At 62.0% G+C, this 25,204-nt stretch carries 18 protein-coding genes and 2 pseudogenes; 8 read left to right on the forward strand and 12 right to left on the reverse strand.

Features of this window, described 5'->3' with window-relative positions; translation table 11 throughout:
• Positions 1-73: 73 nt before the first annotated feature.
• Positions 74-616 (forward strand): annotated as a pseudogene (locus AO268_RS21740) (LysR substrate-binding domain-containing protein); the annotation flags it as partial.
• 5 nt (positions 617-621) lie between these two features.
• On the opposite strand, the gene AO268_RS21745 reads toward AO268_RS21740, so the two are convergent.
• The 3 genes from AO268_RS21745 to AO268_RS21755 all read right to left on the reverse strand — a co-directional run bounded on the left by AO268_RS21745 (position 622) and on the right by AO268_RS21755 (position 3,926).
• Positions 622-1,821, reverse strand: coding sequence for a benzoate/H(+) symporter BenE family transporter (locus AO268_RS21745; protein WP_076962708.1), 1,200 nt, complete (start codon positions 1,819-1,821; stop codon positions 622-624).
• A gap of 53 nt (positions 1,822-1,874) precedes the next feature.
• Positions 1,875-3,377: a MocR-like pyridoxine biosynthesis transcription factor PdxR gene (pdxR, locus tag AO268_RS21750; protein ID WP_099169842.1), complete on the reverse strand. Its 1,503-nt coding sequence runs from the start codon at positions 3,375-3,377 to the stop codon at positions 1,875-1,877.
• Positions 3,378-3,467: 90 nt separating this feature from the next.
• On the reverse strand, positions 3,468-3,926 hold the full coding sequence (locus AO268_RS21755; protein WP_099169817.1) for a GNAT family N-acetyltransferase: 459 nt from the start codon (positions 3,924-3,926) through the stop codon (positions 3,468-3,470).
• A 193-nt stretch (positions 3,927-4,119) separates the two neighbouring features.
• Here AO268_RS21755 and AO268_RS21760 point away from each other — a divergent pair, with 193 nt between their 5' ends.
• On the forward strand, positions 4,120-5,538 hold the full coding sequence (locus AO268_RS21760) for an ArnT family glycosyltransferase (protein WP_099169818.1): 1,419 nt from the start codon (positions 4,120-4,122) through the stop codon (positions 5,536-5,538).
• 3 nt (positions 5,539-5,541) lie between these two features.
• Here AO268_RS21760 and AO268_RS21765 read toward each other — a convergent pair whose 3' ends face one another.
• Positions 5,542-6,765, reverse strand: coding sequence for an OprD family porin (locus tag AO268_RS21765; RefSeq protein WP_099169819.1), 1,224 nt, complete (start codon positions 6,763-6,765; stop codon positions 5,542-5,544).
• 172 nt (positions 6,766-6,937) lie between these two features.
• Here AO268_RS21765 and AO268_RS21770 point away from each other — a divergent pair, with 172 nt between their 5' ends.
• The 5 genes and pseudogenes from AO268_RS21770 to AO268_RS33840 all read left to right on the forward strand — a co-directional run bounded on the left by AO268_RS21770 (position 6,938) and on the right by AO268_RS33840 (position 13,399).
• Positions 6,938-7,840: a LysR family transcriptional regulator gene (locus AO268_RS21770; RefSeq protein WP_099169820.1), complete on the forward strand. Its 903-nt coding sequence runs from the start codon at positions 6,938-6,940 to the stop codon at positions 7,838-7,840.
• 160 nt (positions 7,841-8,000) lie between these two features.
• Complete coding sequence (locus tag AO268_RS21775; protein WP_099169821.1) at positions 8,001-9,440, forward strand: YfcC family protein; 1,440 nt, start codon at positions 8,001-8,003, stop codon at positions 9,438-9,440.
• Positions 9,441-9,459: 19 nt separating this feature from the next.
• A complete protein-coding gene (locus AO268_RS21780) occupies positions 9,460-11,277 on the forward strand; it encodes a CocE/NonD family hydrolase (RefSeq protein ID WP_099169822.1) in 1,818 nt (605 codons plus the stop codon).
• A 337-nt stretch (positions 11,278-11,614) separates the two neighbouring features.
• A pseudogene (locus AO268_RS33835) lies at positions 11,615-12,544 on the forward strand (methyl-accepting chemotaxis protein); the annotation flags it as partial.
• A complete protein-coding gene (locus AO268_RS33840) occupies positions 12,536-13,399 on the forward strand; it encodes a methyl-accepting chemotaxis protein (RefSeq protein WP_373562149.1) in 864 nt (287 codons plus the stop codon). The pseudogene AO268_RS33835 and the gene AO268_RS33840, both read left to right, overlap by 9 nt.
• Before the next feature lie 1,295 nt (positions 13,400-14,694).
• Here AO268_RS33840 and AO268_RS21790 read toward each other — a convergent pair.
• The 5 genes from AO268_RS21790 to AO268_RS21810 form a co-directional block, all read right to left on the reverse strand.
• Complete coding sequence (locus AO268_RS21790) at positions 14,695-15,063, reverse strand: glyoxalase superfamily protein (protein ID WP_076962699.1); 369 nt, start codon at positions 15,061-15,063, stop codon at positions 14,695-14,697.
• A gap of 70 nt (positions 15,064-15,133) precedes the next feature.
• The gene (locus tag AO268_RS21795) at positions 15,134-17,668 is read right to left on the reverse strand and encodes a dermonecrotic toxin domain-containing protein (protein ID WP_141562835.1); all 2,535 of its coding nucleotides are present in this window, start codon (positions 17,666-17,668) and stop codon (positions 15,134-15,136) included.
• 43 nt (positions 17,669-17,711) lie between these two features.
• Positions 17,712-19,175, reverse strand: coding sequence for an N-acyl-D-amino-acid deacylase family protein (locus AO268_RS21800; RefSeq protein WP_099169825.1), 1,464 nt, complete (start codon positions 19,173-19,175; stop codon positions 17,712-17,714).
• 1 nt (position 19,176) lies between these two features.
• Positions 19,177-20,037 (reverse strand): MurR/RpiR family transcriptional regulator, encoded by an 861-nt coding sequence (locus tag AO268_RS21805; RefSeq protein WP_076962696.1) that lies wholly within the window; start codon positions 20,035-20,037, stop codon positions 19,177-19,179.
• Positions 20,038-20,049: 12 nt separating this feature from the next.
• On the reverse strand, positions 20,050-21,453 hold the full coding sequence (locus AO268_RS21810) for a GntT/GntP/DsdX family permease (protein WP_076962695.1): 1,404 nt from the start codon (positions 21,451-21,453) through the stop codon (positions 20,050-20,052).
• Between the two features lie 195 nt (positions 21,454-21,648).
• Here AO268_RS21810 and AO268_RS21815 point away from each other — a divergent pair, with 195 nt between their 5' ends.
• Complete coding sequence (locus AO268_RS21815; protein ID WP_076962694.1) at positions 21,649-22,032, forward strand: lysozyme inhibitor LprI family protein; 384 nt, start codon at positions 21,649-21,651, stop codon at positions 22,030-22,032.
• A 22-nt stretch (positions 22,033-22,054) separates the two neighbouring features.
• Here AO268_RS21815 and AO268_RS21820 read toward each other — a convergent pair whose 3' ends face one another.
• The 3 genes from AO268_RS21820 to AO268_RS21830 all read right to left on the reverse strand — a co-directional run bounded on the left by AO268_RS21820 (position 22,055) and on the right by AO268_RS21830 (position 25,105).
• Complete coding sequence (locus AO268_RS21820) at positions 22,055-23,500, reverse strand: SulP family inorganic anion transporter (RefSeq protein ID WP_099169826.1); 1,446 nt, start codon at positions 23,498-23,500, stop codon at positions 22,055-22,057.
• A gap of 76 nt (positions 23,501-23,576) precedes the next feature.
• Complete coding sequence (locus AO268_RS21825) at positions 23,577-24,473, reverse strand: LysR family transcriptional regulator (protein WP_076962692.1); 897 nt, start codon at positions 24,471-24,473, stop codon at positions 23,577-23,579.
• A 41-nt stretch (positions 24,474-24,514) separates the two neighbouring features.
• A complete protein-coding gene (locus tag AO268_RS21830; protein WP_099169827.1) occupies positions 24,515-25,105 on the reverse strand; it encodes an NAD(P)H-dependent oxidoreductase in 591 nt (196 codons plus the stop codon).
• Positions 25,106-25,204: the final 99 nt, after the last annotated feature.

The raw sequence follows: 25,204 nt of genomic DNA on the forward strand, positions 1-25,204 counted from the left end.
TAGGACCTGGCCGTCACACAATCTCCCGCTATATCCCGGCTCATCCCACTGACTTCCTACCAGTGCCATATCTAGAACCTCCTCACAACCGATCGACTATCGCACCCGCCGTATCGACCTGGTGCTGTGCTACTCCAATGGCGAGCATCCGGGCCTGGAAAGTATCCGCCTGATGCCCGAGCGGATGGCCCCGGTGTGCAGCCCTCAATATGCCCAGGCCCATGGCTTGATCGGGCACCCGGAACGCCTGGCGCACTGCACGGTGCTGCACGATGTGGCGGCGTGGGACAACATTGCATTCGATGCAGAATGGCGTTTATGGCTGGATGCGGTGGGCGACCACAGCGAGCTGCCAAACCGCTTCATGACCTTTGACCGCTCCGACTTGAGCACCCTCGCGGCAATCAACCACGCGGGCGTCGCCATTGGCCGTGAGCAACTGGTACGCAAGCGCGTGCAGGATGGCGAGTTGGTGCTGCCGTTCGGTGAGTTCAGGGAGGCGGTGAACTATGGCTACTATCTGGTGCACCCCGCCCACGAAACCCTGCCCAGACGGCTCAAGGCGCTGATCGACTGGCTGACCGAGCAAGCCCTTTCATCCCAACGACCCGCCTGATGAGCTCACGTCACACTGCCCACGGTCCTGCGCCCACCGTGAATCACCCCATGCACCAACAACCCCGCCACCAGCCCCCAGAACGCGCCGCCAATGCCCAGCAACGTGACATTGGCCGCCGTCGCCAAAAAGGTGATCAGCGCGGTTTCCCGGGTACGTGTATCGGCCATGGCATTGGCCAGGCTTGAACCAATGGCCCCAAGCAGCGCCAGGCCCGCCAGGGTGGTGATAAACGCGCGGGGCAGGACCATGAACAAGGTCGCCAGCGTCACGCCAAATACCCCGACCAGGATATACAACGCCCCACACACCAACCCGGCGATATAGCGTTTGGACGGATCCTGATGGGTATCGCGCCCGGTGCAAATCGCCGCTGTGATCGCCGCGATATTGAACGCATGGGCCCCGAACGGCGCCATTAGCAGAGAACCCAGGCCGGTGACGGTGATGATCGGGTTCGCGCTGGTCTTGAACCCGTCGTTGCGCAGCACCAGCATGCCGGGGATGTATTGCCCAGTCAGGGTGATCACGAACAGCGGCAAGGCCACGCCAAAAAACGCCGCGATGGAAAAATGCGGCATTTCAAACACAGGGGCGGCCAGTTGCAGCTGCAGGCTGTGCAGGTCCAGCCGCTGTTGGGCGAGCAGCAAGCCCAGGCCAATCAACAGAATCCCGACCATCGCATACCGTGAAGTGAAACGGCGCAGCACCGCGTAGGACACCACCAAGGCAATCACCAGCAGCGGGTCCGCGCTGGCCCCACCAAACGCCGCCACGCCAAATTGCAGGAGAATCCCCGCCAGCAAACCCGCCGCAATGCCACCGGGGATCAGCCGCACCAAGCGCTCAAACGCACCGCTCAGGCCCAGCACGATAAAACCGATGGCGCACATCACATAGGCGCCGATCACCTCGGCATACGGTGTAAACGGCATGACCGTCGCCAGAAAGGCCACCCCCGGCGTCGACCACGCCGTGATGATCGGCTCGCGGTGGCGGTAGCTCAACCACGCGCCGGTCACGCCCACGCCGATACTCACCGACCAGACCCAGGACGCGGTTTGCGCCGCGCTCAGTTGCGCCAGGTGCGCGGCCTGGAACACCAGGACAAAAGTGCCGGCGTAATTGACGATGACGGAAATCAGCGCGCTGATGCTGGGGGACAGGTAGTCGGCGAGGCGCAGGCGTGAGGCGGGTCGGTTCATGGCGCATTCCTTTGGTTGAGGCCGCAAAGGCTAACAAGCACCGGACCGTCCTTTCAGTCCACTTCCCCACCTTGCACCAGACCACCCTTGAGGGCCTTGGCCAACTGTCGGCTGGCACTCTCTATTTCACTGGGCGTCAGCGCCGAGAACCCCAGCAGCCAGCCGCCCCGTGCCGGTGGCCGGGCATAGAGCCGCGTCAGGCCCGGCAACTGGATACCCACCCGCGCCGCCTGGCGAATCGTCTCCAGCTCCGACCATCCCTCATGCAGCACACAAGGCAACTGCAAGCCCCCGGGCGGCAAGCTGGCGGTGACCACATGGCTCAAGTGGCGGCCGACCGCCTCGGCCATGGCGTCACGTCGCTCGCCGTAGATTTTGCGCATGGCGCGTAGATGGCTGCCGAAATGCCCATCGCTCATAAAGCGCGCCAGGGTCAACTGGGTGATTTGCGGGGTGTGGCCGTCGAGGATGCTGCGGGCGTAAGTCATGGGCTTGACCAATTCCCGGGGCAGCACCATAAAGCCCATGCGCAAGCCGGGGTACAGGGATTTGCTGAAGGTGCCGAGGTACAACGTGCGCTGGTAGTTGTCCAGGCCCTGCACACAGGCGGTCGGCAGGCCTTCGTAGTGAAACTGGCTGTCGTAGTCGTCCTCGATGATCCAGCCTTGGCGCTGCGCGGCCCAGGCGATCAGGTCCAGGCGCCGCTCCAGCGCCAGGGTCGCGCCGCTGGGGTATTGATGGGACGGTGTGACATACACGGCGTTGGCGCCGCTGCGGTCGGCGCGCAAGGCGTCGATACACAGGCCCTTGGCGTCCACTGCCACCGGCACCACCTTGAGCTGGGCCATTTCAAACGCCTTGCGGGCGCCGAAGTAACCCGGGTCTTCCATCAGGATCGGCTGGCCTTCATCCACCAGCACCTGCGCGCACAAATACAGGGCCTGGCGCGTACTGGACAGCACCAGCACCTGATCCGGCGTGACCCGCGCACCGCGTTCCAGGTTCAGGTAATCGGCGATGGCCTGGCGCAGGGGTTCGGCGCCTTGCGGGTCGCCGTGCAACAGCAGGTTCGGGCGATAATCCTTCAAGGCCTGGCGGTGCAGGCGCTCCCAGATGCCCACGGGAAAAGTGCGCGTTTCCGGCAACCCCGTGGCAAATGCCTTGACCACCTGCTGGTCGGTAACGCCGCCGCTGGCGAGGATCTGCGCGCCCCTGGCACTCAACGCCGAGGCCTGGTTCGTCACCACCGGCCGGCGCTTGCGCGCCCCCAGCAGGCTCGGCCCGATCTTCTCGGAGACGAAACTGCCCGAGCCTTCGCGCCGGCACAGGTAACCGTCCAATTGCAGTTGGACGTAGGCCATTTCCACGGTATCCCGGGAGATGCCCAGTGACTTGCCCAGCGTACGCGTGGCGGGCAAGCGGCTGCCGGGCGCGAGGATGCCCTCGAGGATCAACTGGCGCAGCACGCGCTGCACCCGGACCCGCAAATCCAGGGTGGCCAGCTTGGGGTCTGCCAGACGGATCTTCAGCGTGTCCAGTTCAAGGTTGTGGGTCATTGACTTGGCCAAGAGGGTAAAAACCATGCATCTTTGTGCGATGCCGCCGATATGTCCACGACCAATATCGGCGAGCGTTGTGGGCGGGCGCTACAGGGCCATGCGATATTCGATGCAGCCCGAGTCCTCGGCGATCCAGTTGTAGAGTTTCTGCGCGCGCTTATTGGTCTGCTGGGTATGCCAGTACAACCGTGCGCAGCCGTGGTATTGCGCATAGCGCTGGACCCATTCGATCAGCAGTTTGCCGGTGCCGCCGCCGCGCACCGTGGGGGCCACGTACAGGTCTTCGAGGTAGCAGAAGTCGGCGACCGCCCAGGTCGAGCGATGCAACAGCGCATGCACCAGCCCCACCAACTCATCGCCCTGCACCGCCACGGCGCAGGTCATGGCTTCATCGGCATCGAGCAAGCGGCTGAAGGCGGTGCGGGTGGTGGCCTCATCCAGGCTGACTTGATAAAAGTCCTGGTACGCCAGCCACAGTTGCAGCCATTGCTCATAGTCTTCAGGTTGCACTGCCCTGACCACGATTGCCTGTGGATCGTTACTCATCGCGTTCTCCTATCGGGAACCCCAGGCCGGGATGGCTCGGGACAAGGCAATGGTAGGTTTCCCTGGCCGCGGCGAACCGACCACTTCGAGGCTACTTGGCAGGCCAATCCACAATAGGTTCTGCGTTCACAATTCGTTAAGGATTGCCTTCGTATACTCCAACACTGCCCCCTTGCCTGCGGTAACCCATCCCATGACCCGCCCTGCCCCACTGTTGCTGCTGCTTGCCGGTCTGCTGTTCTTCGTGGCCCTGGGCAATCACGAGTTGCAAGGCTCCACCGAAGCCCGAGTGGCGGGGATTGCCATGGCCATGCACCTGGATAACGACTGGGTGGTGCCGCGCCTGTTCGGTGAGCCCTTCCTGGAAAAACCACCCCTGAGCCTATGGCTGGATGCCGGGGCGATCCGCCTGTTTGGCGCCAGCACCGGCGCGGTACGCCTGGCCTCGGCGTTTGCCGGGTTGTTCAGTGTGATGCTGCTGTACGCCATGCTGCGCCGCTTCGGGCGGCCCAAGCCCCTGGCGTTTTGCGCGGCGTTAATGCTAGCGACCATGGCCAGTTACTGGAGCAATGTGCGCGGCGTGGGCGAGGATGCGTTGCTCAGCCTCGGCGTGACCCTGGCGCTGCTGGCGTTCTACCAGGCCACCCGGCCCGAGGCGCAACACACCTCCAACATGGGCAGCTGGCTGTTGTTTAGCGCCGGGATGGCAATCGCCACCTTGAGCAAAGGCGTGCTGGGCCTGGCGATGCCGGGCATTGTGATTTTTGCCTACCTGGCCTGCATCGGCCTGTTGGACAAGCGCGTGCAGCCCGGCCAATGGCTGCGCCCGGGCGTGTTCACTTTAGTGGCGTTGGTGCCTTTATGTATCTGGCTGGTTTTTTTGTATCAGCGCGGTGGGATGCAAGCGGTCGGTGAGGTGTTATGGACCAACAGTGTCGGACGTTTCAGCGGCTCCTTCGTCGAAGCCGGGCATTACGAGCCGATCTACTACTACCTCGCCAAATTGCCCGAAGCCTTTTTGCCGTGGAATATCCTGGTGTACCTGGGCCTGTGGCACTTTCGCAAACGCCTGGCGAGCAATCGTTACCTGCTGTTTTTCAGCCTGTGGCTGGTGGCGCAATTTACCCTGCTGACCTTCGCGTCGAGCAAGCGCACGGTCTACCTGATGTCGCTGACACCGGCGGCGGCCGTCCTGGCCACCGAGTATGGAGCCGTCCTGCTCGGGCGCCTGAGCGAACGCCTGCGCCGCCGCCTGATTGCCGGCGTGTTTACCCTGGTGATCGCCTGCTACCTGGGCGCCGCGATCTGGTATGCCCCCAAGGCCGACCGCCGTGAATCCTTCGTGCCCCTGACCAACCAGGTCCAGGCACTGCAAGCCCAAGGCCACACGGTGGTGCTCTACCAACCCAATGAGCGCGTGGCCGGCGCCACGGTGTTCTACACCATGCGCAACCTGCCGATCCTGCAATCGCCAGCGCAACTGCGCACCTATCTCGATGCCAAGCCGGGCAACGTGGCGCTGCTGGACCGCATCGAAGAACTGCCGACCCCGGTCACTCCCCTCCAGAAAATCACCGTGGGCAGCCGCCCCTACTACTTTGTCGAACAGTAAGGCCTACCAGAGCGCCAGGTCGTACGTCAGGTAGACCCGGTAGTTATCGCGGTCACTGGCATAGGTGGAACGGTAGGTGGCCTTGCGCAATTCCACGCCCAGGCCTTTGAGGGTACTGTCCTGGATCACGTAGCGCAGGTGGGTGTCGGACTCCCACTCGCGCGCTTCGCGGCCCTTGAAGTCGCCGTTCTGGCCCTTGTAGTAACGGGTCATGAAGCTCAGGCCCGGCAGCACGGCGGCGAAGTCATAGTCATAGCGCAGCATCCAGGTTTGCTCACCAGCCTGGATAAACTTGCCGACCCCAGCGTTGCTGAACGAGTACACCGTCGACACGCTGGCATAGGGCAGCGCGGTGTCGCCGCTGACTTTCTGGTAGCCCACGCCCAGTGCCTGCGGCCCCAGGCGATAGGTGAACAGGCCGCTGAACATGTCGCTGTCGACCTTGCCGTTGCGCGCCTCGCCGGCTTCATTGCTGATGAAGTAGCGCAAGTCACTGGTCAGGCTGCCCGGGCCCAGCGGCTGTTTATGCACCAGGCCGAGGAATTGCTGGCGATAGAATTCGCGCATTTCCCCGTAGTACCAAGTGCCACTGAGCGTAGGCGTGAAGGCATAGGTGGCGCCGGCAAAATCAAAGTCGCTGCCCTTTCTGCCGCTGTAGCCCTGTGGATAAATATCCACGCTGTCGGTGGAGTTGCGCTGCTTGAATTGATCCAGGTGCCCGCTGTGCAGGTACAGGTTGCGGATGCCGCTGTATTCGACCTGGGTGCCGCGAAATGTCTGGGGCAGCAGGCGCCCGTCGTTGTGCACCAGCACCGGGATCTTGGGCAACAGGGTGCCGGTTTTCACCACGGCCGCGCCGATGCGCATTTTTGCGGTCACGCCAAGGCTGGAAAACTCATTGGCGGCGCGCCCATCGTCGTGGACCGGCAACAGGCCGGTGCCCGCATGGGTGCGGCTGGAATCGAGCTTGATCCCCGACAGCCCCAGGGCATCCAGGCCAAAGCCTACGGTGCCTGCGGTGTAGCCTGACTGCAGGTTGAGCAGAAAGCCTTGCGCCCACTCCTTGCGGTCCTCGCCACCGTCGCGATAACCGTCGTTGAAATAGTAATTGCGCAGGGTCAGCTTGCCCTGGGAATCCTCCCAGAACCCCTGGGCCATCAGCGATGGCGACAGACTCGCCAGCAAGCCGGCGGTGACCGCGCCGCCCCTCGTGAAACGCTCACGCATACCTGTTTCCTCAATGCCGTATTGTCGATTTTTATGGGCAGTTGCGCCGTGTGCCAGGCTGGACGCCAGGTCACATTGGGGCGGACACTAACGGCTTGCCGAACGCCCCACAACGTTATGCGAGAAGCGCATGACGCTATGCGCAAAGCCGCCCTTCGACAGGAAACCCACGGTGAACCTCAAGCAACTCGAAGCCTTCAAGGCGATCATGTCCACCGGCTCGACCATCGGCGCGGCCACGCGCATGGGCCTGTCGCAGTCTGCGGTCAGCCGCCTGTTGAGCCAGTTGGAGGACGCCCTGGGATTTGCCCTGTTCCTGCGCAAAAAGGGTCGTTTGATGGCCACGCCAGAGGCCGAGGAATTGCTCACCGAAGTCGCCGGCCTGGTGGACGGCATGCAGCGTATCCAGCGCCTGGCGGATGAGATGCGCGTCGGCCGCTCGCGCAAGAGCCTGCTCAAGGTCGGCGTGCCCACCAGCATGACCCAGCAATTGTTGCCGCGTATTGTTGCGGACTTTCTCAAGGACCATGAAGACATCGTGGTCGAGTTGCTGACCGGCTCCTACGACATGATCGAGCGCGCCGTGCTGGACCGCGCAGCCGACCTGGGTTTTGTGCGCCTGCCCACCGAGATTCCCGACTTCGATATCGAGCCGGTGCTGCACACCGAAGGCGTGTGCGTGATGCCGGCCGACCACCCATTGAGCCGTCACGCGTTCATCGAGGTGCAGCATCTGCGCGATGTGCCCCTGGTGATGCTGGGCCGGCAACGGGCGGTGCGTACCGAGCTGAACCAGATGTTCCGCGCCGCCAACCTGACACCCCAGGTGCGGGTCGAAGTGCACTCGGTGGGCGCCGCCTGCAGCTTTGTCGCCGAAGGCCTGGGGGTGTCGATCGTCAATGGCTTGCTGGCCAGCCACTTCATGCACCTGCCGATTGTCAGCCGGCCGTTTCGCCCGGCGCTGCCCTATACATTTGGCCTGGCGTTTCGGGCCGATGAACCACGCTCGCAGCTGGTAACGGCCTTTGCCGAGCACCTCAAGCAGCGGCTGAATCTCATCGAAAAAAACCCATAACCCCACACCGACTGCGTAAAACGCATACCCCAACCCGCCCCACGCATAACGTTGTGGGCCTGCGCGCTTTGCCCTAGTGTCCGCCCAACCAAGCGTCACTACCCACAACAATAACAGCGCACACACCCCGCCCAGACGGGGTCGCGCCGGGGCCGCCAGCATGACCGAACCGCAGATCCTCCGTACCCCGCCGCCCACCGAGGCGGCCGCAGACAAACCCGTGCAACGCAAGCAAATCAACCCGGCGATTATTCTGCTGAGCATCGTCCTGCTCGCCGTGGCGTTCACCTATGCAGTGAACGCCGGCAAGTTCCAGCGCCACAATGGCCTGGTGGTGCCAGGCTCGTATCAGGTGCTGGAAAAACAGGACGCCCTCAGCCAGCTGTTCTCCCTGGAACCACGCAAGGCCGGCGACACCGTGGCCCGCCCGGTATCGTTGGTGGAAGGCTTCATGGCCATTCCCCAGGGCATCGAAAAGCGTGCGGCGCTGATTTTCATGGTGCTGTTCATCGGCGGCATGTTCGGCGTGCTGAACAAGGCCGGGGTCATCGACGCCGGGCTGGAGCGCCTGCTGGGCCTGACGCGCGGCAATATCTACGTGCTGGTGCCGAGCCTGATGCTGGTGTTTTCCGCCGGCAGTACCTTTATGGGGTTGGCCAAGGAATTCATCCTGATCGTGCCGTTGATGGTGGCCATGGCCAATCGCCTGGGGCTGTCGAACCTGATTGGCCTGGCCATCGTCACCATCTCGGTGAAGATCGGCTACCTGGCGTCCATCTCCAACCCGGTGGCCTTGTCCGTGGCCCAACCGATGGTCGGCCTGCCAATCTTCAGCGGCTTGAGCATGCGCGTCGCGGCCTATTGCACCTTCCTGCTGGTGGGCATCGCGTTTGTGTTGTGGAGCATTCGCAGGCACGGCTTTGATGCCAGCGCGCAGATCGCCTTTGAAAGCAAGCCCCTGCCGATTCGCCACCTGCTGAACCTGCTGGTGCTGGGCGGCGGGATCGGTTTTTTGGTGTATGCCTCCAACCGCTGGGGCTGGAAATACCATGAGCTGTCGGCGTTCTACCTGCTGCTGACCGTGGCCTTCGCCGTGATCGCCGGGCTGGCCGCCAGCACCGCCGCCAGCGCGTTTGTCGATGGCATGAAAAAGGTCCTGATCGCCGGCGTCTTGATCGGCCTGGCGACCGCCGTGGAAATCATTCTCAGCACGGGCCAGGTTTTGGACACCATCGTCAACAGCCTGGCCAACCTGGTGGGCGACCACGGGCCGGTGGTCTCGGCCTACGGCATGTTCTTCGCGCAACTGGGGCTGGATGTGTTGATCCCGTCCACCTCCGGCCAGGCCGCGGTGACCATGCCGATCTTCGGGCCGCTGGGCCAGTTGTCCGGGGTCAGCCCGCAAACCACCGTGTTTGCCTTTTTGATGGGCAACGGCCTGACCAACATGATCACCCCGACCTCCAGCGGCCTGCTGGTGCTGCTGGCCACCGCCAACGTCGGCTGGGGCCAGTGGGCGCGCTATATCCTGCCGCTGTTCCTGATCTATGCGGTGCTGGCGATGGTGCTGTTGGCGATTGCCGTGCACACCGGATATTGAGTCGATGAGTGTTTTACCTATGCAAACCCTGCACAACCAGATGATCGCCATGCGCGATGGCATCCACCTGGCCACCGATATCTACCTGCCGGACGGCGCAGGACCGTTTCCGGTGGTGATCGAGCGGACGCCCTATGACAAGTGCAAACCGTCGCGCTCGGAAAAACAGCTCGACGGCCAGCACATCTCCCGCGAGCAAATGGCGGCGCGTTTTACCGCCCGGGGGTTTGTCGCGATCTTCCAGGATTGCCGCGGGCGCTACGCCTCCGAAGGGCTGTTCACCAAGTACACCGCCGAGGGTGAAGACGGTTTCGACACCCTGGCCTGGATCGTCCGCCAGCCGTGGTGCAATGGCAGGATCGGCAGCATGGGCCTGTCTTACGCGGCCCATACCCAACTGGCGATGGCCTGCCTGCATCCGCCGGGCCTGAGCAGCATGGTGCTCGACAGCGGCGGCTTCGCCAACGCCTACCAGTGCGGGATTCGCCAGGGCGGCGCGTTTGAACTCAAGCAGGCCACCTGGGCGTTTCGCCAGGCCAAGGAAAGCCCGGCCGCCCTGGCCGACCCGCAGGTGCGCCAGGCGCTGGAAGCGGAAGATCTGCACGCATGGTTCCGCCGTATGCCCTGGCAGGCGGGTCAGTCGCCATTGCGCCATGTGCCCGAGTACGAAGCCTATCTGCTGGAGCAGTGGGCCCAGGGCACCTTCGGCCCCTACTGGCAGAAACCCGGGATTTATGCCGAAGGGCATTACGGGCGCTTGCCGGATATTCCCGTGTTGTTCATGTCCAGTTGGTACGACGCTTATGTCAGTTCGACCCTGGCCAACTACGCGGCCTTTAACCAGGCCAGCCGCGCACCGCAACAATTGATCATGGGGCCGTGGTTGCACGGTGACCGCAATATCAGCCATAGCGGCGATGTGGAGTTCGGCACCCAGGCCGCGTTTGACGGCCAGGTGGCCGAGGATTGGTTGAGTTGCCGCCTGCACTGGTTCGAGCAATCCCTCAAGCCCGGGATGCCGCCACCGCAGGCCCAGGTGAAGGTGTTCCTGATGGGCGGCGGCAGCGGCTTGCCGGATGAAAAGGGGCGCCTGCAACATGGCGGGCGCTGGTTGCAGGCCGAGCACTGGCCACTGCCCGGCACCCAGGCGCTGACCTTGTACCTGGATAAGCAACGGCAATTGACCGAGGTTGCACCCAGCGCTGACGAGGCCGTCTTGGGTTACTACGCCGACCCGGCCAACCCGGTGCCGACCGTGGGCGGGGCCTTGACGTCCGGCGCGCCGATCTTTGTCGGCGGGGCCTTCGACCAGCGTGAACGCGCTGACTTTTTTGGCAGCCGTGGTGACAATCGGCCCTTGTGCGAGCGTGACGATGTGCTGAGTTTCCAGACCGCGCCCCTGGCGGCCGACCTGATTGTCGCCGGGGCGGTGCAGATCGAGTTGTGGATCGACAGCGACGCACCGGACACCGATTTCACCGCCAAGCTGGTGGACGTCTACCCACCGAGCGCCGCCTACCCGGAAGGCTTTGCGATGAACATCACCGATGGCATCCGCCGCTGCCGTTATCGCGACGCTTGGGAGCAGCCCACACCGCTGACGCCCGGCCAGCGGGTGAAGGTGACTATTGAGCCCTTTGCCACCTGCAACCTGTTCAAGCAGGGCCATCGCCTGCGTCTGGACATATCCAGTAGCAACTTCCCACGCTTCGACGTCAACCCCAACAGCGGCGAAGCCGAGGGCCAGGCCAGGCACCCGCGCATCGCGCACAATCGTCTGCACATGAGCCGGGAGGCGGCGTCGTGCCTGGTCCTGAGCATCCTGCCCACAAGCTGACCCCCACCGCCCAGTGGCGAGCGGGCTTGCACGCTCGCCACTGGGCGGCCAGCGGTTGAAAGCAACCACTCATCCACGAAGCCTGCCTTGATTAAAAAACCGTTTCAGCTCTCGCCCTGCCTGCCGATACCCCCTGACTCTCCATCGGCTGGGCGATCTTCCAGCAACTGATGTACACGCAATCTGTTCCTGGAGGAATTCGATGAATACATGGTTTGGCAACATCAGCGTCAACTTGAAACTGGGCCTGGGCTTCGGCCTGGTCCTGGTGCTCACCTCGATCCTTGCGCTCACTGGCTGGACCAGCCTCGGCGGCCTGATCGACCGCAGCAACTGGATGAGCGATATCACCCAGCTCAATGCTTCGCTGACCAAACTGCGGATCGTGCGCCTGCAATACATGCTCGCCAATGGCGACGAAACCGTGGCAGAGAATGTCCAGGCCACCCTCGACAGTTTTGCCGCGCAGCAGCAACAGTTGATCAACAGCTTCAAGAGCCCGGAAAACCTCAAGCTGCTCAACGAACAGAAAGCCATCATCACCGCTTACCAGCAGTCATTGAACAAAATGCGCGAGGCCTACCGTAACGGCAACGCGGCACGTCAGACCATGGGCGAGCGCGCCGACGCCGCCGGCCTGGTGATTGCGGCCCTGGACCACAGCGTGCGCCAGATGCCTGAAAGCAGTGAGCGCTTCGCCCAGTACGAAGCGGTCAACCATGCCAAGGAAGAGTTCCAGGTGGCCCGCTATGAAGTGCGCGGCTACACCGGCAACGTCAACCCGGACACCGAGGCCCGTGCGGCGGCGCAAATCGAATCGGCGATCAATGGCCTCAAAGGCTTGAAGAACGTGTTCGGCGAGGCCCAGCAAACCGAGCTGACCGCCCTGGAAAACGCCCTGGGCGCCTACCGCAATGCACTGCAGGTGTATAAAACGGCCAACGCCAATATCGTCCTCGCCCGCCAGGAAATGACCGTGCAGGGCGCCGATATCGTGTCACGCAGCGAAGCGCTGTATGACATCCAGCTGCAACGTCGCGACGCCGAAAGCGTCCGGGCCCGCAGCCTGCAACTGATCAGCACGGTGCTGGCGTTGTTGGTGGGCATTATCGCCGCGCTGGTCATCACCCGGCAGATCACCCGCCCCCTGCAGGAAACCCTGGCCGTGGTCGAGCGTATCGCCTCCGGCGACCTGAGCCACAACATCCAGGTGACCCGCCACGATGAACTGGGCGTGCTGCAACAAGGCATCCAGCGCATGGGCAGCACCTTGCGCGAGCTGATTAGCGGTATCCGCGACGGCGTCACGCAGATCGCCAGCGCCGCCGAAGAGCTGTCGGCCGTGACCGAACAGACCAGCGCCGGGGTCAACAGCCAGAAGATCGAGACCGATCAAGTGGCCACCGCCATGCATGAGATGACGGCCACTGTGCAGGAAGTGGCGCGTAACGCCGAACAGGCCTCCCAGGCCGCATCGGCCGCCGATGGCCAGGCCCGCGAGGGCGACAAGGTGGTGGCCGAAGCCATCGCCCAGATCGAACGTCTGGCCGACGAAGTGGCGCGCTCTACCGACGCCATGGCGCACCTGCAACAAGAGAGCAACAAGATCGGCAGCGTGATGGACGTGATCAAGGCCGTGGCCGAACAAACCAACCTGCTGGCGCTCAACGCCGCCATCGAAGCCGCACGCGCCGGTGAAGCCGGGCGCGGGTTTGCCGTGGTCGCCGATGAGGTGCGTGGCCTGGCCCAGCGCACGCAGAAATCCACCGAGGAAATCGAAGGCCTGGTTGCCGGCTTGCAGAACGGTACCCAGCAGGTGGCCACTGTGATGAACAACAGCCGCAGCCTGACCGACAGCAGCGTCGAACTGACCCGCAAGGCCGGCGTCTCCCTGGAGAACATCACCCGCACAGTGTCGAACATCCAGTCGATGAACCAACAGATCGCCGCCGCTGCCGAACAGCAAAGCGCCGTGGCCGAAGAAATCAGCCGCAGCATCGTCAATGTGCGTGATGTCTCGGAGCAGACGGCCACAGCCAGCGACGAGACCGCCAAGTCCAGTGTCGAACTGGCACGACTGGGCAGCCAGTTGCAGCAGATGGTCAGCCATTTCCGGGTCTGAACAAAAAGCCGCCCCGGCCGAAACCGGGGCGGCTCCGCTTCTCAGGCCTTAACGGTCATCGAAGCTGTCTCGCAGGAATTTCCAGACGTGATAGACACGCAGGCAATTCACAACGAGGTCCCACGTACGTCGTGCAAACTTGGACATACTCAGCCCTCCAAAAGTTGGGCCTTACCTCCAGCACACTTACCGGAACACGTGAGCCTTTGGACGCGAGTCGATCGCTCCTCTTGAGGTGGCCAGGCTAATGGTCCTTCCGCATGAATCCGGCACGGATTACTAGCCCGTGGCGGCCGGTCCGGAATTCGCCCGCGTACCCGACTCACTCAAAAGCGACAAACGCAGAACGGGGAAGATCCTAACCAACATTTCGGCCAAAAGTGTGACCAACAGTGGTCAAACATCCAGTATTTGACGGTAGATTTATTGCAGCTTTTTGCAGCCAGATTTGACGCGAGAAAACCTTCAGAGACGATCATCGCTCAATCTTGCAGACCGATATGAACAGCGCTAATATCCCTGCGAGTCGATTGCTCCTTTTGAGATAGCAACCCTAGCTACTAACTGGGATTGCAATAAAAAACCGCCCACCAAGGCGGTTTTTTATTGCCTGCGATTTGTCGATCCGGCCTCGCCTTCTTCGCAATTCCAAGCAAACAGCAAAAAGCCGCCCCGGCCAAAACCGGGGCGGCTCCGCTTCTCAGGCCTTAACGGTCATCGAAGCTGTCTCGCAGGAATTTCCAGACATGATAGACACGCAGGCAATTCACAACGAGGTCCCACGTACGTCGTGCAAACTTGGACATACTCAGCCCTCCTAGAGTTGGGCCTTACCTCCAGCACACTTACCGGAACACGTGAGCCTTTGGACGCAGGTCGGTTACGTCTCTTGAGGTGGCCGGGCTAATGGTCCTTCCGCATGAATCCGGCACGGATTACTAGCCCGTGGCGGCCGGTCCGGAATTCGCGTGCGTGCCCGACGCCCCCAAAAACGACAAACGCAGAACGGGGAAGATCCTAACCAAAACTTCGGCCCAAGGTGTGACCAACAGTGGTCAAACATCCAGTATTTGATAGGTGATTTATTGCAGTTTTTTGCAGCCTGATTTGATGCGAAAAAAGCTTTAGAAACGATCGGGGCCAATCATCGTTGAACCTTGCAAACCGATATGACCAACGTTAGTATTTCCCGGCAGGTCGATTGCGTCTCTTGAGGCCGCAACCCCAGCCACTAACTGGGATTGCAATAAAAAACCGCCCACCAAGGCGGTTTTTTATTGCCTGCGATTTGTCGATCAGCCTTCGCCCTCCTCGACAAACACCAGCCGATTACCAAACGGGTCCTTGATGCTCATCTCCCGTGAGCCCCAGGGTGTTTCCTCGACTCCAGGCTTGGCGAAGCGATAATTCTTGGCCTGCAATTGCTGCTGGAACGCATCCACCCCCGGCGCCTGAATCCGTACCGCCGCGCCTGGCGAGGCGTCGCCATGGTGCTCGGATAAATGCAGCACGCACTCGCCCAGGGACACTTGCAGGTACAACGGGAAATCCGCCTCGAACCGGTGCTGCCAATCGACCTTGAACCCCAGGAAATCGACGTAGAATTCCAGCGCCTTGGTCTCGTCGAAAATCCGCAGGATGGGCGTGACTGTTCCTAACTGCATAAGACTCTCCAACTCCAGAAAACGTCCTGTCAATGCACCACCCTACCCCAAGCGCTTGGCAGTTTTGCACTCAAGAATGGGGAATCTTGGTAATCCGCGCGTTCGACAGGTCATCATTGGACAGATGTACTTCATCGAACTTGTAGGAATTTGCCGCAAACTCATCCAGACGGCCCTCCTTGCGCAGACGCTCAAGGGTGCCTGGCGCCACGCACTGACGGGCTTCGACGAACTGGGGGTTGGCCTCGATATTTTCATTGAAGGACACAGCAGGAATGCCGCGGCTATCGATTTCGTACAGATTATAATCGCCGCCGAACTCCGTATCGCCAAAGTGCATGGCCGCCGCCTTGGAGCGGGAAGCCACCACCACATTGCCGTCCATCATTTTTTCGGGACCGGAAAAGAAATTGGAATCCCTGAAACCAATATTTTCCGGATTCCCCCGGCGCTCCACGCGCTCTGCCTTTTCGACGCGGTACAGCTTGGGCAGGTCAGTGCGCTCGATCATGCCCCGACTGTTGAAATAACCACCGGCAGGCAGGGTGACGCGGTCCTTGAAGGGGTTGGTCTTGATGACATTATCCTCATAAGGCTCGTAATCCCCGGATGACGTGGCATCCGAAGCCACGGAAGGCGGCGACTGCTCATCCTCCGACAGTTCACCTTCTGACTCATCAAGCCTTGGCCTTTTGGGGTCAGGTGATTCCACGGTCTCATAGCTGGGCTGCACCGGGGGCCGCTTGGCGCCCGGCTGCAAGTAAATCTCCATGGACGGATCCCATAGCGGATTCAGTTTCCCCCCCTGCGGCTCTGGCAAACGGGGGGGAGCGGTCGGGCTCATCACGACCCCGATTTTCCCGTTCACCCGTCGGTAATTGAAAAAGGGTTTATTGCCGGATGCGCTTGCGGCCTCACCCGCCGCTGGCTGCGGGGCCGTTTCAAGAGGTGCCTCGCCGGTAGATGACCCTGACTTGCCCAGGGCATGGAAGAACGCCATGGTCGCCACGTCCATCGCGGCGGCGTGCAGGCCGTTCTTGCGCTCGGCCTGGGTATCGCCTTCGACCGCCTGGTCGATCTCCAACCCCACCTGCGCGCCATACGACGCCGCCCCAATCGCGATTCCAATCGGCCCGAGCAGGGCCATCGGAATCGAAAATACGGCGTTGCCCGCCTGCAACATACCCAAGGCATCGTCTTTATATACCTCGGCATTGGACTTCATTTCGGTGTCTGCATCGTTGTTGATGCGCTGGCGGGTCTGGCTGGCCATATAGGAAAACACGTCGCCACCGATAGGGTAATTCAGGGTGTTGATATGGCTGTCGTTGGCCGCCATGTTCCCGGTGCTTATTTTTTTCAGGGTGCTGTCCACCCCGTTGCTACTCAGGGCACCGAAGATGCCCTGCTGACGATCACGCAGGGAAAAATGCTCCTCCAGCGCCGTGGCCTTCGCCGGGTCCTTGCTCTGCTCAAGCACCCATTGATCCACCGCCGCGCGGTCCTTGAACGACAACAGGGAGGGGGTGTTCCCGGGGATATACAAGGTTTCACCGCCGTCCGAGGCCACAAACCGCAAAATATTGTTGGAGCTGTAGCCATTGATATCAAAACACAGCACCTTGGTATCCTGGGCTGGCGTGGCTTCTGCCTGCAATTGCGCCTTCGACACCGGCCCTTCGAGCGGCACGTTGGGCGCCGCCGCTTGCATGACACTGGCATACGCCTGAGGGCTCAAGCCCTGGCTGGGATCCTTTTGGTTGAGGTCCCGGGCAGCGCGAGCCTCGATGACAAACTGTTTTTTCGCCAATGTGCGCCACTCGCTGCCGTTCTGGGTCCAGAAGTCGTCCAGCTTGGCGATCACCTTCTTCTGCAGGTCACCCTCGCGCACCACATCCAACAACTCGCTGGGTTTCAGGCGCAGTTGATTGTCAGCGTTATAGCTGCCCTTTTGCGGGCCATCCAGATAGAGGCCGTAGACCGAATCCAGATCACGCCAGGCCTCCTTGGCATTGGGTACATCTTCATGAAACTTTGAATAGATGTAGCCAGGCCCGGTCCGATCAAGAATGAACAGGCCCAGGCGCTTGAAAAAGTCCGGGACACTTTCACTGTCAAGCAACGAGAACGGGCTTTTGTTCGAGGAAATGAAATGCGCGACCGCCTGGGCCTTGCCGGCGGTGCCATAGCGCTCTGCCGAAAAGAAATCGCTGGCGACGGCCTCGGTGAGGGTCATGGAGGATTCGGGTGGCCCGCTATGCTCCCAGCCCGTCACCGCGCTGGTGTTGTGCGTGCTGTTGGCGGATGAGAATTTATGCAGGTAAACCTTGTCTGGATCGATCCATTGATGGGTCAGGTTCCAGACTTTTTCCTGGATCCAGCCTTTGATCGTATCGCGGGGGAACGGAAAGGTTTCCAGCCCATTGTCGCCTGGCAAATCTGCCTCGGCCGTGCGTTTTCCGTCGGTCGCAGTGGCAGTGAAGATGGACGGGTTACCGAAACGACTGACGCTATCATATTGATTGTGCATACAGGATCTCCGTAAAAAGTCCTGCCTATCTTTAGATAGCCCCCCCACACCCACAACCCGTTTTTTGTAAGCCATCATTGACCACAATCTGACACATCTGGCGTCGTATAGCGCCAAATCACTGTAGGACAAAACCCGTCCGCAAATCACCACTACGCGCCAGGAAACGCCCTGCCCGCTGACCGTTCGCCCGAGCGTCGCAGTAGCTCAACACACCATTGACCCACACCCCTTCAATGCCCTCGGCGGCACGTTGCGGGTCCTTGAAGTCCGCCACATCCCTTACCCGCAACGGGTCGAACAGCACCAGGTCGGCCCAGTGCCCCTCGCGGATTTCGCCACGCCCGGCCAGGCCAAAGCGCGCGGCCGACAAGCCGGTCATTTTGTATACAGCTGTGTGCAGCGGGAAAAGTCCCAGGTCGCGGCTGAAATGTCCGAGTACCCGCGGGAATGCACCCCACAAGCGTGGATGGGGGAACGGGTCTTCCGGCAAGCCATCGGAGCCCACCATCGACAGCGGATGGGCGAGGATGCGTTGTACATCGGCCTCATCCATGCCGTAGTACACCGCCCCCGCCGGTTGCAGGCGACGGGCAGCGTCCAGCAGGGATACACCCCACTCGACGGCGATGTCCTGCAAGTCCCGCCCACCCATTTGCGGGTGCGGCGTCGACCAGGTGATGGTGATGCGAAAGGCATCGGTGACTTGCTTGAGGTCCAGGGTCGAGGAACTGGCGGCATAGGGATAACAATCGCAGCCCACCGGATGGTTCTTCGCCGCCTGCTCCAGGGACGCCAGCAGTTGCGGGCTGCGCCCCCAGTTGCCCGCGCCGGCACATTTGAGGTGGGAGATGATCACCGGAGCCCTGGCATGGCGGCCGATCAGGAACGCCTCGTCCATGGCCTCCAGCACCGGCTCGAATTCACTGCGCAGATGGGTGGTGTACAGCGCGCCGAACGCCGTCAGTTCTTCACTCAGTTGCAGCACTTCGTCGGTGTCGGCGTTGAACGCGCTGGCGTAGGCCAGGCCTGTGGATAAGCCGAGGGCGCCCGCTTCAAGGCTTTCCTGCAGTTGCTCGCGCATCGCCGCGATTTCGGTGGCGGTGGCGGTGCGGTGCAGGTCGTCCATATGGTTGCTGCGCAAAGCGGTATGGCCAATCAATGCCGCAACATTGAGGGCCGGCTGAGCGTTTTCCACCGCCGCGCGGTAATCGAGAAAACGTGGATAGGCAAACGCCTCGGCCTTGCCCAGCAGGTTCATCGGGTCCGGCGGATCGCCGCGCAGGCTGACCGGCGCGGCGCTGATGCCGCAGTTGCCGACGATCACCGTGGTCACGCCCTGGCTGAGCTTGGGCAACATCTGCGGCTGGCGGATCACCACCGTGTCGTCGTGGGTGTGCACGTCGATAAAACCCGGCGCTAGTACCCGGCCACTGGCCTCGATTTCATGCTCGCCCTGGGCGGCCGACAAGTCGCCGATCGTCTCGATCCGCCCGTCGCGCAGCCCCACGTCGGCGATATACCCCGGTGTGTTACTGCCATCAATGATCAGCGCCTGGCGAATCAGCGTGTGGTACTTCATCTCAATCTCCAAGCGGCAGGCTGTCAGGGCCGCCGCGATAGTCGTCCAGGGCCAGCTTGATCCGGCGCAGGCGTTCCTGGTTGTCGTCCGGCATGGCCAAGGCCAGTTCGGTGGCGAGTACATCGATGGCCAGCAGCATGCCGTAGCGCGCCGCCGTGGGTTTGTAGATAAAACTGGTTTCGGCCGGTTGCAGCGGCAGCAACACGTCGGCCAACTGCGCCAGCGGCGAGTCGGCCAGGGTGATGGCAATAATCGGTGCGCCATAGTTGCGGGCCAGTTCCACCACGCCCAGCAGCTCGGGGGTCAGACCGGTGAGGGAGCAGACAAGCAGTGCGTGTTCGGCGCTCAATGTGGCGGCGGTGACCCGCATCATCACCGGGTCATGGCAGGCGGCAATCGGGTAGCCCAGGCGTACCAGGCGCACCTGCAACTCTGCGCTGCACAGGCTCGATGGGCCGCCCATGCCAAAGGCGTGGATCATCCGTGCCTTGCCCAGCAGGTTCACCGCATCGACAAAAGCGGCCTGGTTGAAGCCCGACAGGTGCTGGCGCAAGGTTGCTTCGATATCGCCGAGGATCTGCCGATGAAACGCCGACTGCTCGGGCAACCCCGCAGGATCCAGGAAACGACTGCCCACGCCGCTGGCCTGGGCCAATTGCAGGCGCAGGTCGCGCAAGTCGCGGCAACCGACGCTGCGAGCGAACCGCGACAAGGTGGCGGTGCTGACCTCGGCGCGCAGGGACAGCTCTTCCAGGCTGGCGGATGCGGCAAAGCCCACATCCTCAAGCATCAGCCGGGCGATACGTCCTTCACCAGCGCTGAAGGAATCCTGGCGGGCGCGGATCTGGTAGAGGATGTCCATGGAGTCTCCGGGTTACAGGATGCAGGACAGACCATAAGTAAGACCGAACGCGACCAGGGAAATCAGGGTTTCCAGCACGGTCCAGGTCTTGAAGGTCTGGATCACCGTCATATTGAAGTATTCCTTGATCAGCCAGAAGCCGCCGTCGTTGACGTGGGAAAAGATCACCGAGCCGGCACCGGTTGCCAGCACCAGCAATTCCGGGTGTGGATAACCCAGGCCCAGGGCCACCGGCGCGACAACGCCCGACGCGGTGGTCATGGCCACGGTGGCCGAGCCGGTGGCCACGCGCATCAGCGCGGCAAACAGCCAGCCCATCACCAGCGGCGACAGGTTGAAGGCATTGGCCATGCCGAGGATTTCATGGGTCACGCCGGCATCCACCAGGATCCGGTTCAAGCCGCCGCCCGCCCCCACCAGCAGGGTGATGCTGGCAGTCGGCGCCAGGCACTCGTTGGTGAACTTGAGGATCGACTCGCGGTTGAAGCCCTGGGCCAGGCCCAGGGTCCAGAAACTCATCAGGGTCGCCACCAGCAAGGCGATCACCGAGTTACCGATAAACAACAGGAACTGGTTGAAGCCGCTGCCGGGCGTGGAAATCAGGTTGGCCCAACCGCCGATCATCATCAGCACCACCGGCAACAGGATGGTGCCCATGGTCAGGCTGAAGCTCGGCAGGCGGGTGCGTGGCTCGCGCTCGATGAACTGGCGTTCCAGCGGGTTTTCGGCGGGCAGGTGGATGCGCGGCACGATGAACTTGGCGTACACCGGGCCGGCGATAATCGCGGTGGGGATGCCGATCAAAATCGCATACAACACGGTTTGCCCGACCGAGGCGTTATACGCCAGCACGGCCATCATCGCCGCCGGGTGCGGCGGCACCAGGGCATGCACCACCGACAGGCCGGCGACCATCGGCAGGCCGACCATCAGGATCGACACGCCCACGCGCCGGGCCACGGTAAAGGCAATCGGCACCAGCAGTACAAAACCGACCTCGAAAAACAGCGGCAGCCCCACCAGGAAGGCAATGCACACCATGGCCCAGTGGGCATTGCGCTCGCCAAAGCGGTTGATCAAGGTGCGCGCCACCTGCTCGGCGCCGCCGGACTCGGCCATCATCTTGCCGAGCATGGTGCCCAGGGCCACCACCAGCGCGATATGCCCCAGGGTCTTGCCGACCCCCGCCTCGTAGGACCCCATGATCGTATCCGCCGGCATCCCGGCCAGCAGCGCCAGGCCGATGGACACCAGGGTGATGACGATAAACGGGTTGATCCGATAACGTGCAATCAGCACGATCAATGCAATGATGGCAATGGCAGCGTATGCCAACAGCCAGACGCCCGGTGATGCGGCCATGCGGTACTCCTCGGAAAGGGTCACGTCGAATTGGTTGTGAAACTCATAAATCATTACCGAGGAATATTTTCAAACTTTATGAAAGTAATTTTCGCCCACGGATAAGCGCTGTCGCTTTGGGACATGCCCGCAGACCCGGGATGTAAATCGGGGGATCGTTCTTACATGCAAGCAGGGCTAAGTGCGAGAAACTCGACTGCCACTGTCCGGTCTCAGATTGCACACCGCATCATCTTCAGGAAGCCCGTCATGAATCGTAGAATCGTTGCCCTCAGCGCGTTATTGCTGGCCTTGTCCGGCACCGCAACGGCCGCTGGCAGCAGCCCGGCCCTGCAACAGTGCCTGGATGCCGCCAACACCACCGCCGCGATGCTCGGCTGCAACGCCCAGGAAACCAAGGTGCAGGACAAGCGCCTGAACACGGCCTATAAAACCGCACTGCAGGCCCAGCAAGGCCCGCGCAGGCAGCAACTGCAGGATGTGCAGCGCCTGTGGATCAAATACCGCGATGCCAATTGCGCGTTTGCCGGCTCCGCGACCGGCGGCAGTATTGATCAGGTCAACGGCTCCGGTTGTGTGCTGGACATGACCCAGACCCGCGCCGAGGAACTGGAAAACCTCGTCGGCCCATAACCCCCTCCCAATCCCTGGAAGATCAGTCGTGCTGCACCCGCGCGCGCTTGAGCAGCTTCTTGCAGCGCTCCGACAGGTGCAGCACCCGCAGGTGCTTGCCGGCCTTGCTGTAGCGTTCACGCAGGGTCATCAACGCGGCAATCGCTGAATAGTCGACAAAACTCAGGTGACGGCAATCGAGCGTGACCTGGGCCGGGTCGTTGGCCGGGTCGAACTGGTTCAAGAACGGCGTGGTCGAGGCAAAGAACAAGGTGCCGTGCAGGCGATAGAGCTTGCTGCCATCGGCTTCCAGATGTTCATCGGCGTACAGCTCCCGCGCCTGCTGCCAGGCAAAATTGAGCGCGGCAATCACAATCCCGCACAGCACCGCCGTGGCCAGGTCGGTGAATACCGTGATCACCGTCACCGCCATGATCACCAGCACATCATTGAGCGGCACCTTGTTGATCACCCGCAGCGACGCCCAGGCAAAGGTCTGCTGGGATACCACAAACATCACCCCCACCAGCGCCGCCAGGGGAATGCGCTCGATCAGCGGCGACAGGAACAAAATAAACAGCAGGATCATGACCCCGGCCAACACCCCGGAAAAACGCCCGCGCCCGCCCGAGCTGAGGTTGATCACCGTCTGCCCGATCATCGCGCAGCCGCCCATGCCGCCAAACACCCCGCTGACCATATTCGCCGCGCCCAGGGCCACGCTTTCACGGTCGGGGTAGCCGCGGGTCTCGGTGATTTCATCGGTGAGGTTCAAGGTCAGCAGGGTTTCCAGCAGCCCCACCATCGCCATCAAGAACGCATAGGGCGCGATGATGCCCAGGGTTTGCAGGGTCCAGGGGATTTGCGGCAAGGCAAACGTCGGCAGGCCGCCGGCGATATGGGCCATGTCGCCCAGCGTGCGCGTGGGCAAGCCCAGCAGGTACACCGCCAGCCCCACGCCAAGAATCGCCACCAGCGCCGGCGGCACCGCGCGGGTCAGGCGCGGCAGCAGGTAGACGATGGCCATGGTCGCCGCCACCAAGGCGCCCATCACATACAACGGTGGGCCGCTGAGCCAGGCTTCACCGTTCTTGAAATGCTCCAGTTGCGCCAGGGCAATGATGATCGCCAGGCCGTTGACGAAACCGAGCATCACCGGGTGCGGCACCATGCGCACCAGCTTGCCCAGGCGCAGCAGGCCGAAGGCAATCATGATCAGGCCACCGAGCAATACCGTCGCCAGCAGGTACTCCACCCCGTGTTGCACCACCAGCGCGACGATCACCACCGCCATCGACCCGGCCGCCCCCGAGACCATCCCCGGCCGGCCGCCGAACAAGGCGGTCAAGGTGCAGATGATAAAGGCGCCGTAGAGGCCCATCAGTGGGTTGAGGTGAGCCACCAGGGCAAAGGCGATGCATTCGGGCAACAAGGCAAAAGACGTGGTGAGTCCGGCCAGGGCGTCGGCGCGCAGACGAGAGAGCTTCATGGGTTTACCGGGGGCGTGGCGGGAAATGAGGGGGCGATGGTACGGAAAACCACCACACCGGACCAGTAGGCGCCGGTCAACAGGCGTAGCGCGCCAGCTTCTCCTGGATAAAGTCCAAAAAGCACTGGATACGCAGGGCCAGTTGCGAGTTGCGGTAGTACACCGCGTGGATCGGCTGGCGATAGCCACTGTTGAACGGCGCCAGGATCGACTGCAAGCGGCCGGCGTTGATGTCGTCGCTGGTCATGAAATGCGACAGGCAGGCGATCCCCTGCCCCTCCAACGCCAGCTGGCGCAGGGTTTCACCGCTGGACGCGGCAATGCCCGGCTCGATCTGCCAGCGGTCGCCCTGCACATGGCGCAGCGGCCAGTGGTTGAGGGTTTCGGTCTGGGTAAAGCCGAGCAAAGTGTGGTTGGCCAGCTCCGCCACTGTGCCTGGCGTGCCGTGTTGCTCAAGGTACGCCGGGCTGGCGAGGATATGCAGCGGGCTGCTGCCCAGGGAGCGGGCGTGCAGGGTCGAATCCGCCAGGGCGCCGATGCGGATGGCAATGTCGGTGCTCTGCTCCAGCAGGTCGATAATCAGGTCGTTGCTGTTGAGCTCCAACTGGATATCCGGGTACAGGCGGCGGAACTCGGCGACGTACGGCACGATGGCATGCAGCATGAACGGCGAGGCGGCGTTGATCCGCAAGCGCCCGGACGGGGTTTTCTGCCGCGACGACAGGCGCTCTTCCAGCTCGTCCATCTGCTCCAGGATGCGCTTGGCCTGCTCGAAGAAGTACTTGCCCTCTTCAGTCAGGTCCATGCGCCGCGTGGTGCGGTTGATCAGGGTGGTGTCGAGCTTGGCTTCGAGCCGCGACAAGGTGCGGCTGATCGCCGAAGGCGTCTGCCCGACTTGCTCGGCGGCGGCGGAAATCGAACCGCACTCAATCACGCAGACGAAGATCTGTAGCTCATCGGATCGGGCTTTCAACGTGCATCCTCGTGAATACGGCTGCGTGGATACTAGCCGTATTACAGCGCCAGGTTAAACACCTGGGCCAGATGCTGTTCATAGCGCAACACATCGGCCTCGATGGCGGGGCGCTTCATCACGTCCACACAGAGGAACGTCGGTAGGCCGCTCATGCCGAGGAACTGGTTGGCCTTGTGGAACGGGAAGTACACCGCGTCCACGCCCTTGGCCTCGAAGAAGTCGCTCGGGTCGTCGAATGCCGCCTGCGGCGCATTCCAGGTCAGCGACAACATGTACTGCTTGCCCTGGATCAGGCCGCCGCTGCCGTATTTTTGCGAGGCATCGGAACGGGTGCGGCCATCGCTGGCGTACAGGCTGCCGTGGCCTTCGGTGAAGACCTCGTCGATGTACTTCTTGACGATCCACGGGGCCCCCATCCACCAGCCGGGCATCTGGTAGATGATTACATCGGCCCAGAGGAACTTGGCGACCTCTTCGGCCACGTCGTAGCCAGCGTCGATATGGGTGACTTTCACGTCGAGACCACCCCGGTCCAGCACGGCCAGGGCCGCATCATGCAGGGTGTTGTTGTAGCGGCCATCGGAGTGGGCGAATTGCTTACCGCCGTTGAGCAACAGAACTTTTTTCATAAGGGTTTACCTGAAGGTTGAAAATGCATGAGCCCAGGCTACGGGCAACCCTTCGGGTGAGTAAGCCTCGGATCGGCAAAACACTTTTGACCTTCAAGC

The organism is Pseudomonas sp. ICMP 8385, from assembly GCF_002699915.1.
Taxonomy (GTDB): domain Bacteria; phylum Pseudomonadota; class Gammaproteobacteria; order Pseudomonadales; family Pseudomonadaceae; genus Aquipseudomonas; species Aquipseudomonas gessardii.

Bases quoted from the DNA above. Each gene is read 5' to 3' on its own strand.
- AO268_RS21755 (WP_099169817.1), bottom strand. From the start codon at position 3,926: ATGAGTAACGATCCACAGGCAATCGTGGTCAGGGCAGTGCAACCTGAA.
- AO268_RS21805 (WP_076962696.1), bottom strand. From the start codon at position 20,037: ATGGACATCCTCTACCAGATCCGCGCCCGCCAGGATTCCTTCAGCGCT.
- AO268_RS21790 (WP_076962699.1), bottom strand. From the start codon at position 15,063: ATGCAGTTAGGAACAGTCACGCCCATCCTGCGGATTTTCGACGAGACC.
- AO268_RS21800 (WP_099169825.1), bottom strand. From the start codon at position 19,175: ATGAAGTACCACACGCTGATTCGCCAGGCGCTGATCATTGATGGCAGT.
- AO268_RS21765 (WP_099169819.1), bottom strand. From the start codon at position 6,765: ATGCGTGAGCGTTTCACGAGGGGCGGCGCGGTCACCGCCGGCTTGCTG.
- AO268_RS21795 (WP_141562835.1), bottom strand. From the start codon at position 17,668: ATGGCTTACAAAAAACGGGTTGTGGGTGTGGGGGGGCTATCTAAAGAT.
- AO268_RS21745 (WP_076962708.1), bottom strand. From the start codon at position 1,821: ATGAACCGACCCGCCTCACGCCTGCGCCTCGCCGACTACCTGTCCCCC.
- AO268_RS21820 (WP_099169826.1), bottom strand. From the start codon at position 23,500: ATGAAGCTCTCTCGTCTGCGCGCCGACGCCCTGGCCGGACTCACCACG.
- AO268_RS33840 (WP_373562149.1), top strand. From the start codon at position 12,536: ATGGGCAGCACCTTGCGCGAGCTGATTAGCGGTATCCGCGACGGCGTC.
- AO268_RS21780 (WP_099169822.1), top strand. From the start codon at position 9,460: ATGCAAACCCTGCACAACCAGATGATCGCCATGCGCGATGGCATCCAC.
- pdxR (WP_099169842.1), bottom strand. From the start codon at position 3,377: ATGACCCACAACCTTGAACTGGACACGCTGAAGATCCGTCTGGCAGAC.
- AO268_RS21815 (WP_076962694.1), top strand. From the start codon at position 21,649: ATGAATCGTAGAATCGTTGCCCTCAGCGCGTTATTGCTGGCCTTGTCC.
- AO268_RS21775 (WP_099169821.1), top strand. From the start codon at position 8,001: ATGACCGAACCGCAGATCCTCCGTACCCCGCCGCCCACCGAGGCGGCC.
- AO268_RS21810 (WP_076962695.1), bottom strand. From the start codon at position 21,453: ATGATTTATGAGTTTCACAACCAATTCGACGTGACCCTTTCCGAGGAG.
- AO268_RS21830 (WP_099169827.1), bottom strand. From the start codon at position 25,105: ATGAAAAAAGTTCTGTTGCTCAACGGCGGTAAGCAATTCGCCCACTCC.
- AO268_RS21760 (WP_099169818.1), top strand. From the start codon at position 4,120: ATGACCCGCCCTGCCCCACTGTTGCTGCTGCTTGCCGGTCTGCTGTTC.